The organism is Nostoc sp. CCY 9925, assembly GCF_963920935.1.
Classification (GTDB): Bacteria; Cyanobacteriota; Cyanobacteriia; order Cyanobacteriales; family Nostocaceae; genus Nostoc.
Map to the genome: position 1 here is coordinate 23,636 of NZ_CAWUDO010000087.1, position 10,588 is coordinate 34,223.

Sequence of the window (10,588 nt, forward strand, 5' to 3'; positions counted from 1 at the left end):
ACTGCTATTACAGTTTTTCAGTATAGCGATCTGTAAATTTCATTCATATCATGTTCTGTTAATTAGTTATGATTCCTACAATCACTGCACCGTACTTCCAACCAGTGTATACACAAGTCCAGAAATCCCACCTGAAACATTATCATTGTGAAACTAGAAAATGAAACGTTCAAATCGCCTTGCTTGGATGGGAGCGATCGCAATTGCAGCGCTTATTTTACTGAGTTTATTCGCAGCTCCTAATAATAGCAAAATTCATGTCGGCTCTACTTATAATCGCGCCCCTGATGGCTATGGTGCTTGGTATAATTTTATGCAAAATCAAGGGATTTCCATTGAGCGTTGGCAAAAGCCTTTTAGTGAGATCCGACCAGAGAACAGCCCAGTTACCCTTCTTGTGGTTAGCAGTTATCCCAGAGATACAACCCTCGATAGTCAAGAACGTGAATGGGTAGAAAAAGGAAATACCTTGGTAATTTTAGGCGTTGGGGGACGAGTTACAGAAGCAGACTTTAGCACTTTGCAAAAATCCCCCCAAGGGGATATAAAAATTGACACGCGCAGGCGAAATAAAAAAGTTAGCCAAAAGCAAATTGATTTAGGCGATCGCTTTGGTGCTATAGTCTGGCAAGAAAAATACAAGCAAGGCAACATAATTTTTTCTACCACCCCTTATTTAGCCGCCAATGCTTACCAAGATAATTTCAGTAATTTTAAGTATTTAGCCGATTTAGTCCAGAAAAACAGTAAGACAATACTCGTGGATGAATACATCCACGGCTATAAAGATGCCGATGTCAGGCAAAAAGAAAGCGAAGGAGATTTGTCTACTTTTTTTGCTAAAACTCCTTTATTTCCAATATTGATCCAAGCAGGTATCCTACTATTGGCGCTAATTTGGGCCCAGAATCGCCGTTTTGGCAAACTAGTAACTTTAGATACACCATTTACAGACAACAGTGAGGCATACATCCAAGCCTTAGCCTTAGTATTACAGAAAGCTGATACCACCGACTTTGTGATTGAGATGGTGGGTAAACAAGAACAATTGCAACTCCAAAAAGCCTTGGGATTAGGGCAAATACCGCTAGAACACAAAGCTTTACTCAATGTCTGGGTGGAAAAAACAGGTGCAAGTGCCGCAGATCTAGATGCAGTTTTAAAGCTACAATCACGCAAACAACCCATGAGCGAACAAGAGCTGTTAAGCTGGTTGGGAAAATGGCGAACCATTAGATCAATTCGTAATTCGTAATTCGTAATTCGTAATTAATGACAATTGACAAATGACAAACGACAAATGACAAATGACAAATTAATATTATGAACGAAACGCATTCTATTTTAATTCGCCTTGGCCAAAATCTTAACCAAGTAATTGTCGGACAATCTAGCCTCATACAACAAGTTTTAGTGGCGCTGTTAGCTGGTGGACATATAATTTTAGAAGGAGTACCGGGAACTGGTAAAACCCTTTTAGTAAAAGTATTAGCACAGTTAATTCAAGGAGACTTTCGCCGAATTCAACTAACACCAGATGTCTTACCGTCAGATATAACTGGTACAAATATTTTTGACTTGAATAGCCGGAATTTCACTTTAAAAAAAGGGCCAATATTTACCGAAGTACTGCTAGCAGATGAAATTAACCGTACTCCCCCCAAAACACAAGCAGCGCTGCTAGAAGCGATGGAAGAAATGCAGGTCACCTTGGATGGTGAAAGTTTACCCTTGCCGGATTTATTTTGGACGATCGCAACCCAAAACCCCCTAGAATTTGAGGGGACTTATCCTTTACCAGAGGCACAGTTAGACAGATTTTTATTTAAATTAGTGGTAGATTATCCTGACCAAGCTGCTGAAAAGCAAATGTTACTCAATCGTCAAGGGGGGTTTGCAGCACGGCGCTTGGATATTAGTCGTTTGAAACCAGTAGCCACAGTAGCCGATATTTTGCAAGCACGACAAGCAGTCAAAGAAGTTAAAGTATCAGAAGCGATCGTTGATTATTTGTTAGCCTTGGTGAGAGTATCGCGTCAATATCCCGATTTAACTTTGGGTGCATCGCCTCGCGCCGCTGGTGCTTGGTTGCAGACATCTCAAGCCCTAGCCTGGTTAACTGGAAGGGATTTTGTGACACCAGATGATGTCAAAGCAGTTGCATCGCCATTGCTACGTCATCGACTGATTTTGAAACCAGAAGCAATGCTGGATGGTTTACAAATTGACGCGGTAATTGCGTCGGTAATTAATCAAGTGCCGGTTCCAAGGTGATACAATTTTAGATTGGGAATTGTCTTTTGTATCTCAGTTTTTTGAATGTCATTGCGAACGCAACGAAGTGGAGTGAAGCAATCGCAAAATCTTGCACTAAGAACAAAACCATGCGATTGCTTGTCTGCGACATGCTGCGCGTACCTTGCTTACACGTAGGGGTACATCGTTCCTCCTCTTTACGAGACGCTAGGCGTAGCTTGCTTCCCCGGAGGGGTACGCAATGACAGTTATTCTCTCGTTGCTAAATAAAACCTGGGATGCACCCAATCACGGCTTTACAACAATAGACTTAATAGATCTGTTGCAAAACTATTCTTGCAAGAGGGGGAAAAGGAAGACTCTTTTTGTTTTTCCCTTTAACCTTTAGTTAGCTTATTATCTGAGTACTTCTTCCTTTTTGATTGCTTTGTTTTGCACTGAACTGATAGCTACGGCGTTTCCGAAGCGATAATGCAGATAAACCACTAACTGTCAACACTCCTAACACCGTAGAAGATTCAGGGATAGAGGTTGAATTGACGGCGAAAAATGCTAATTCTCCAATTAACTCATGAGTTGCGGTTGTTGGATGGATTTCATCCCAGAATAAAAACTTGTCTGGTTCACATACAACTGGCTTGACCGGAACTTCGATAGGCACCACCGATAATTCTCCCACACAAGAATCAGTAACATTTGTAAAACTGAATTCTTCTGGATCTGCAATGATACGATTAAATAAAGAATTAACATCGAGAGGAATAATGTTAGTCTCAGGACTTAGTTGCTGATTCAACAAGTTAATAGTTGTGGTCAAATCAGAGTTATGTGCATTAGTGAAACTGGTTAGTATGCTTGCTGTTTGACTATTGCCACCTGTAACTGGAAACTTTCCCAAATCTGGTAAGTTAACTACCATAATATTTTCAGCACCCACCGCAGCCAGTGAGGTTATTGCTGCGGATAAATTGGCGACGGATTCTTTTGGGTTGGGAGTGTTATCAAAAAAGTACTGAAGGTAATCATTAGTACCCGCCCAAATAATATAAAGGGCATCGGGATCGGCGGACTTATTTACTGTTGTAAAGTCATTAATTTGTTGTTTTAATCCTGGTAAAAAACTTAGTCCTAAGTTATCCAATCCTGTAGTCGCACCACCAAAGGCAAAATTGGTGTTGGGATTGAAATTTAACCCTAACTTAGAAGCGAGATATTCCACCCAAACTGGGCCATTGGAAAAATTTCCATTGAAGTAAGTCGGACTTGGAGGAATAGCCCCATTTGTGGAATTAAATACATTACCTGTATCAGAGAAGCTGTCACCAAAGACATAAATCTCATCATAATTCTGTGCCGAAACTTTGAGTGGAAACATCAAAGATAACATAAAAAATGTTGTCGTCAGCAATTGTTTTTGCATAAGTAAATAGAGAATAGATAAAATATTCATTGCCTTAGAGGATGTTTGAAAAATCCTCTTCTCGGTAGCAAAACGTTCTAGGTCTCCTGAAATCCACACCAGTTGCTCATTTTGGAAACCAAAAAGACCGCACTAGCTCCTCTTAAAAAGAGGGACTTTGATTCTGCTTCCCCCCCTTTTTAAGGGGGGTTAGGGGGGATCAATAAGTGCAAAGATACAGCCAACCACTTTTCCAACAACCTCTTAGGTGTGAGTCCTTTTTTTCAGCAAAATATTATTTATATTAGGGATTAGCAAGAAATAAACTACTACTTATGAGGTGGACATTTAGTCTGCTCTTAACTTACGGGTGGGCGAGACGCCCACCCCACAAGAAAAGTTAAATGTTTTTGTGGAAATCCCTTATCTAGCAAAAAGTCAAACTACGGACTGGGGAACTTATCAGTATTATCTCAGATTTGTGGAGATTTTAAAAGTACTTAATACCACATTGCCTCAACCTATAACATTTGCAGAGGTCGTGTCTGCTGCACTTGCGCTACGGATTGCTTTATCTTCAGTGAGTGTGGCAAAGAAGCTATTACTTATTGATGAAAATGAAACTCTTTCGTGGTTTTTTAGTGACGGCCCTGAAGGGTTTGTGGTCGGGATGCTCAAAGCAATTTTTAGCATTTTAGCTAGAAGCAATTCATTAGACCTCTTGCAAAAGTTTTGCAAGAGGCTCCATGAACAGAGTGAGCGCAAAGCACACGCTACGCGAGCACAACCAAAGGAATGAAAATATCTCTTTCCCAGTCCCCAGTCCCTATTTTCGAGGCAGGTCTAATAACCTCGCTAGATTTATGCTTCTGTTGTGTGTGCTGAAATGAATATTGTTAGATTTCTATCCACCACCGCAACCACCGCAACCACCACCGCAACCACCGCCACAACTACTGCCACAACTACTGCCACAACTACTGCTACTGCCGCCACAACCGCTGCTACTACTAGTGCTACTAGAGACTGGAGTAAGTACCTTCTTCAAGTCAGCAAACATATCATTTGGTAAAACTGTCGTACCCAAAAGAGCAAATGCGACTATGAGTTTGGGATCTGTACTGCTAGTTGCTGTTAAGGATTGTGTTTGTGTGTGAAGTTCTTGGAGAATGCGATCGCCATAACGACTACGATGAGTAGAACTCAGCCAGAACCATAACGCAATAAAACCCACGAAGATACACATTATAGTTAGATAGCCAACAGGCTTATGGCGAGATATTCCTACACAAATCTTGGCAATGCCCAATCCTAACAAGCCAGCGATTAATATTGTTGGGTAAGTTTTAACATTGAAAGATTGTTTCTGGTTCACTAAAAGACCAAGTTCACGTAATCGCTCCCGAACATTATCTGTTGCTTGAATAGCCGCGCTGCGAATGTTAGCAATATTTCCATCCAATGCAATAGTATCTGCAACTGCTCGCTCTATGGGATTAGACAATTCTTCTACAGATTCCTTTAAAGCAAGCATTCGTTTTTCTGTGTCTACGATCGCGTATTGCTTCTGTACTAAACTAGCGATCGCAGTATCTACAACATGATTTTTACCTTTTGCAAGGTAGGCAGCTTCATAGGCATTAAGTTTAAGTTGTACAGGTTGTTCCACTGGATTGCCATCAGGTAGGTGCAGAAAATGTCGGATAAGCTTGGGAAAATCATAAAATTAATATTAATGCGTTAAAAAACAATGATTATGCCATTACTCGTTACTTGTTTGTAATTGTTAAAGAAAATGGTCAAGATGAAGAAAAAGCCGGAGATTTTTTTGCTAATTATCTGTTAAGTAATCAAGGACAAAATCTCATTGAAAAAGCTGGGTTTCTTCGGATTCACTGAATTTTGATCCTTTGATTTCTCTTTCTAAATTTTATATGCCTTGATTGTGAAAACTCTGGCTACTATCTTGCTATTTATCAGGGACTTTCAGTATTTTTTATTGTAACTACTTTGTCTGGATTTTTTGGAACTGCCGATCGCCCTGATTTACGTCCAGAGATATCCTGTAATAAACCCATGAGTGCGGGTACGACGGTGGGAGTCAAAATCGTGGAAAAAGCTAGACCACCAGTTAAGACGATGCCTAAGCCTTGATATAACTCTGAACCTTGACCTGGTAGCACTGCCAAGGGTAACATTCCCAGTACGCTAGTGCCGGCAGACATGAAAATCGCACGCAGGCGATCGTTTGTGGCATTGTATAGCGATGCATCATAATCTTCGCCTGCTTGCTGGAGCTGCAAGGCGCGATCGACCAGCAAAATGGCGTTATTCACAACCACGCCTGTGAGGATCACAAATCCCAAAGCGGTAATCATATCTAATGCCACATTCATTCCCGGAATTTGGTTGGCAATTACTAAACTCAATAGTGCGCCACTCATCCCCATTGGCACTGTTGCCATAATTACCACTGGATAGAGGAATGAGCGATATAAGGCTACGAGTAATAAGTAAGTAATCAAAATCGAAAATGCAAATGCAGCAGCTAATTGACCAACAGTTGTTGCTAACTGATCCGCTGAACCCGCGAGTTCCAGTCGATAGCCTGTTGGGAGATTGGCACGCAAAGGAGCCAGAATTTCTTTTTCAGTACGTTCTACCAGCGTTGACAGGGGAGCGTCAGGTGCAAGGGTGACTGTGAGAGTAATTGAACGGTCTAAATCAACGTGGTTAATGGCGTCGGCTCCCGTTGTTTCGACCACTTCGGCAACATCCCCCAGTTGCACTTGTCGTCCCCGCGCATACAGAGGTAATTGGCTCAGTTGTTCTGGGGTTTCCACAGCAGTATTTTGCAATTCCACTGAGACATCTAGTTCTTCTTTGCCATCAATGTAATCGGAAGCGATGCGACCACCCAATCCTGCTTCTACCATTGAACCAATTTCGGCTTCCGAAAGTCCGACTTCTGCAAGGCGTTCGCGGTTAGGAATTACTTGTAATTCGGCTGCACCCAAGACAAAATTCGATCGCACATTCTGAACCCCACCAAGCGATCGCAATTTACCAGTAATTTGCTTTTCTAAATCGCCAATTTGATTGAGGTCATCCCCGACAATATCCACTTCAAATTCTTTACCGGGATCGCGGAAGATAGAAATTCGCGTGGGAATGACAAAGCGGTATCCAGCAAAGTTGCTGCTTTGAGCGCGTAACCGATCTACCATCTGGGCGAGTCCGGTGGTGGTGGCAAATTCCGGTTTTAGAATAGTGGCAATCCCGCGCAATGCCCCAGGACGGTCAACGTACATGATACGGTCAACTTCCGGTTGCGATCGCAGAAATTTTTGCACGGGTTGAGATTGGCGAATTGCTTCGGGGATACTGGTTCCCGGCAAAGGTTCCGCCCGCAATACAACTAAATTGCGATTCCCTTCCGGTAAATAATCCGCAGGTGGTAAGAGAAAAATGCTAATTACGAGTAAAACAACGGGAATCGAGAGTACTATTAATCTGCGACCAACGCGTTTACGTCCCAGCGACCAACTGACAGTAGTGGCGAGAAAGTTTTCTAGTTTACCTTGGAAATGGCGAAAAACCACGGAGCTTTTAGCCACCATGCGCTCAAACCAATTGCCTCCCCGGTATTCACCGCCCTGCATCATTTGTGTGGCTTCTGATTCCTTGAGGAATAATCCCGATAGCATGGGTACTAAAGTTAACGCCGCAAATAGCGAAAATAGGGAAGAGGCAGAAAGAGCGATCGCCATATCGGTGTAGAGTTGTCCTGCTTCACCTGTCACCATAATTAGTGGTACAAATACCACCACGTTGGTTAAGGTAGAGCCAAGCATTGCGCCCCAGACTTCTTGGGTACCTTCAATAGCTGCCCGCAAGGCACTTTTACCTTGCTGCATGTGGGTGAAGACATTCTCAATCACGACGATGGCGTTATCTACGACCATACCCACTGCAAAGGCCAATCCCGCCAAACTGATGATGTTCAAAGTGCGTCCAAATGCAGACATGACAATAAACACCATAATCAGTGTAGTGGGAATTGTAATTGCCACCACTGCAACGGTACGCATGGAGCCAAGGAACAGAATCAAGACAATGGTGGCTAACAGCGCCCCACTAACTAAGTTGCCTTGGACAAAACTGATGGATTGATTGATATACTCACTTTCGTCGTAGTTGTAGACAAAGCGAATGCCTTGATTTTGCCTATCGAACTCAGTTTGCAAGGCGGCAATTTCCCCTCGGATGCCTTTAGCCACCTCTGGCACATTCGCCCCAATTTGCCGAATCACACCAATGGCTACCCCAGGTTTGCCGTTGAACACCAAGGCACTATCTTGGGGTTTGCGTCCCATTTGTGCTGTTGCCACATCCCGCAAGTAAACTGTACCGGATTGGTCGCGTCGCAGCACAAAGCCTGCGATTTCTGATAAATCCTGGGAACGGCTGACTGTGCGTACTCGATATTCTCTGCGTCCTAAAATTAATGGCCCGCCGCGAATATCGCGGTTGTTTTCCTGTAAAACTCTGACTACATCGCCGATTGTGAGATTGCGATCGCTTAATGCTTTGGGATCGACCTTCACCTCTACTTCTCGTTCTTGTCCACCCACCAATAAAAACTGTCCAGTTCCTTCCACTCGTCGCAAACGGGGAATCACCACTTCTTCGGCTAAATCTCGATAGCGGTTGGCATCCGGTTGAAATCCTTCTTTGGTATCAAAGGGAATCCACATCATCGGTGAAGTGTTACCGCCCACCAGTTCTACATTCGATTCTTGAGCTTCTGGGGGCAAACTTTCCACCTGTTGCAAGCGGTTGAGAACATCCACCACCCGTTCTTGAACATTGGCATCCTGAGCAAATTCCAGTGTAATGCTGCTACGTCCAGCACGAGAAGTACTACTGATTTCCTGGACACCCAGCACCTGTTCCATCTGTTCTTCAATGGGACGGGTAATTAGGTCTTCTACCTCCGTTGGCCCGGCTCCAGGATAGGTAGTCGTAATTGTAATTTCCGGGCGATCGCCTCCTGGTTGTAATTCTAGGGGTAACTTGAGTAACGAGAATACCCCAAACATTGCCAGCAAGCAAAATAGAACGAAAGTACCATGTCGCCAGCGAACGGCGGTTTCGATAAAATTCATACTAATTCGTAATTTAGAAAGTCATATTTAAACTGGGTTTGCAATCTTTGGAAGAAGAAAGGGTTAAAGGAGAAAGAGACAAGGAAAATTTATACCTCTGATTCTTTCTCTTTAACCGACTTCTGCAAGAAGTCTATGCAAGTCTGGGTACAACCGATGTCTTAAGTTGGATCGACTATCTTTACAGGCGCACCATCTTGCAATCCGTCACCGCCACGTAGGACGATGGGTTGGCCACTACGTAAGGTGGAATGATAAATTGCGACGTTTTTACCCATGTCAGCAACCATTTCCACTGGAATTTGTTTGGCTTTGCCATCCGCAACGGTGAAAACTAACCACTGATTTTGGCGTCTGGTTAGTGCATCTCTTGATACCACAAAACTAGGGCGGTTTGAGGGGAGGTTGAGATTACCTGCGATCGCCATTCCTGGTATTAATCCTGTTGGTGGTTTGTTAATTTGGACACGCACGCGCTGACGACGGGAGGCAGGATCGGCGGCAGGAACTACAGCAGTGATGGTGGCGCGTTGTTTCCATTGTGGTAAGGCACGGGCGGTGAGATCGATTGTCATGCCTGGGGTAACTGTACCACTGAGTTCTTCGGGTAACTCTAGGAAAATGTCGAAGCGATCGCCAGCTACTAAGGTGACAATTTCACTCGAATTTTGCACTAAATCGCCATTGCTGATATGACGAGTCTGCACTATCCCCGATTCCGATGCCAGAATTCGAGTGCGCTGTTGTGTTAATTCAGCTTGGGCTAAGGCTGCTCTAGCGGCTTCTACATTTGCGCGTTGGGCAGCAATTTCTTCTTGAATCGGCCCGGCTTTGGCTTCAGCAAGTTCAGCCTCGGCTTCTAAGCGTTCTCCTTGGATGTTATTTAATTGTGCTTGGGCTTCAACTAATAATCTTTGAGACAAAGCACCCTCTTTCACAAGATCGCTGGTGCGTTTGAGATTATCTTGTGCTTCCAGTTCCCGCGCCTTAGCAGATGTGACAGCTGCTTGACGTTGAGCAATGATTTCTTTGCGAGTACCGACTTCCAAACGTGCTAGATTGCTACGTTGTTGTGCCAATTGTGCCCGTGCTTGGCTAATTGCCAATTGCTGATCGGTATCGTCCAGAAAGGCGATGGCCATACCTGCTCGCACGCGATCGCCTGATTGCACGAAAATTCTCTCCACAATTCCACTGGTTTGAGCGCGGAGTATTGATTGCTGACTGGCTTCCACTTGTCCTAAAAGCTGAACAGTTCTTGTAGCCCGTCCATTTGCCAAAGCGATGGTTTCAATTGCCTTTGGGGGCGGCGCTTGCTGCTGTTGTGCAACCGAAGAACGTGGGGCCCCACCAGGAGCCAGCATCCGCCAGAGGATAATACCACCAGTCGCCAGAAATAGAATCAGCAATCTCCAGAACCAAGGTTTACCCGAACGATTATGTGCTAACTCAGAAGGTGCAGAACTATCTGATTGGGTTTCAATGGCTGAAACTTGAGCTTCAGAAGTATCATCCATATCGGCAGTGAGCTAAGGGATAAAGAGGGAATGGAGACTGGGGACTGGGGAAATTCTTCCCTAGTCATGTTCAATTTCGCCTAATTAAAGGTCAATTATTTTGGAGAAATGTAAAATTAGATTACCTTTTCTCCACATTATGGGAGAAATATGACAAGCAAATGTCAAACGAAATTGGGCATTTGCAGCTTTGAGTTCAGAGGTGGATGAATCCAGTTCAGAGGTGGATGAATCCAGTTCAGAGGTGG

General features: G+C 43.8%; 8 protein-coding genes. 4 read left to right on the forward strand and 4 right to left on the reverse strand.

The features are described 5' to 3' along the window. The first annotated feature begins 160 nt into the window (after positions 1-160). Both ACM0OY_RS30655 and ACM0OY_RS30660 read left to right on the forward strand, forming a co-directional pair. Complete coding sequence (locus ACM0OY_RS30655; RefSeq protein WP_414572542.1) at positions 161-1,255, forward strand: DUF4350 domain-containing protein; 1,095 nt, start codon at positions 161-163, stop codon at positions 1,253-1,255. Between the two features lie 68 nt (positions 1,256-1,323). Beyond that, positions 1,324-2,274: an AAA family ATPase gene (locus tag ACM0OY_RS30660; protein ID WP_414572543.1), complete on the forward strand. Its 951-nt coding sequence runs from the start codon at positions 1,324-1,326 to the stop codon at positions 2,272-2,274. Positions 2,275-2,644: 370 nt separating this feature from the next. On the opposite strand, the gene ACM0OY_RS30665 is transcribed toward ACM0OY_RS30660, so the two are convergent. Then, on the reverse strand, positions 2,645-3,706 hold the full coding sequence (locus ACM0OY_RS30665; protein WP_414572544.1) for an SGNH/GDSL hydrolase family protein: 1,062 nt from the start codon (positions 3,704-3,706) through the stop codon (positions 2,645-2,647). 361 nt (positions 3,707-4,067) lie between these two features. Here ACM0OY_RS30665 and ACM0OY_RS30670 point away from each other — a divergent pair, with 361 nt between their 5' ends. Then, a complete protein-coding gene (locus tag ACM0OY_RS30670; RefSeq protein ID WP_414572545.1) occupies positions 4,068-4,454 on the forward strand; it encodes a hypothetical protein in 387 nt (128 codons plus the stop codon). 105 nt (positions 4,455-4,559) lie between these two features. On the opposite strand, the gene ACM0OY_RS30675 is transcribed toward ACM0OY_RS30670, so the two are convergent. After that, positions 4,560-5,360: a TIGR04222 domain-containing membrane protein gene (locus ACM0OY_RS30675; RefSeq protein ID WP_414572549.1), complete on the reverse strand. Its 801-nt coding sequence runs from the start codon at positions 5,358-5,360 to the stop codon at positions 4,560-4,562. Between the two features lie 68 nt (positions 5,361-5,428). On the opposite strand from ACM0OY_RS30675, the gene ACM0OY_RS30680 reads away from it, so the two are divergent. Beyond that, on the forward strand, positions 5,429-5,554 hold the full coding sequence (locus ACM0OY_RS30680; protein ID WP_414572546.1) for a hypothetical protein: 126 nt from the start codon (positions 5,429-5,431) through the stop codon (positions 5,552-5,554). Between the two features lie 77 nt (positions 5,555-5,631). Here the strand turns inward: ACM0OY_RS30680 and ACM0OY_RS30685 are convergent, their stop codons facing one another. Together ACM0OY_RS30685 and ACM0OY_RS30690 are read right to left on the reverse strand one after the other, a co-directional pair. Beyond that, on the reverse strand, positions 5,632-8,823 hold the full coding sequence (locus ACM0OY_RS30685; RefSeq protein WP_414572547.1) for an efflux RND transporter permease subunit: 3,192 nt from the start codon (positions 8,821-8,823) through the stop codon (positions 5,632-5,634). A 161-nt stretch (positions 8,824-8,984) separates the two neighbouring features. After that, positions 8,985-10,340, reverse strand: a complete 1,356-nt coding sequence (locus ACM0OY_RS30690) for an efflux RND transporter periplasmic adaptor subunit (RefSeq protein ID WP_414572548.1) — start codon at positions 10,338-10,340, stop codon at positions 8,985-8,987. Positions 10,341-10,588 lie beyond the last annotated feature (248 nt).

Coding starts and splice junctions, on each gene's coding strand:
- ACM0OY_RS30665 (WP_414572544.1), bottom strand. CDS start 3,706: ATGAATATTTTATCTATTCTCTATTTACTTATGCAAAAACAATTGCTG.
- ACM0OY_RS30660 (WP_414572543.1), top strand. CDS start 1,324: ATGAACGAAACGCATTCTATTTTAATTCGCCTTGGCCAAAATCTTAAC.
- ACM0OY_RS30655 (WP_414572542.1), top strand. CDS start 161: ATGAAACGTTCAAATCGCCTTGCTTGGATGGGAGCGATCGCAATTGCA.
- ACM0OY_RS30690 (WP_414572548.1), bottom strand. CDS start 10,340: ATGGATGATACTTCTGAAGCTCAAGTTTCAGCCATTGAAACCCAATCA.
- ACM0OY_RS30685 (WP_414572547.1), bottom strand. CDS start 8,823: ATGAATTTTATCGAAACCGCCGTTCGCTGGCGACATGGTACTTTCGTT.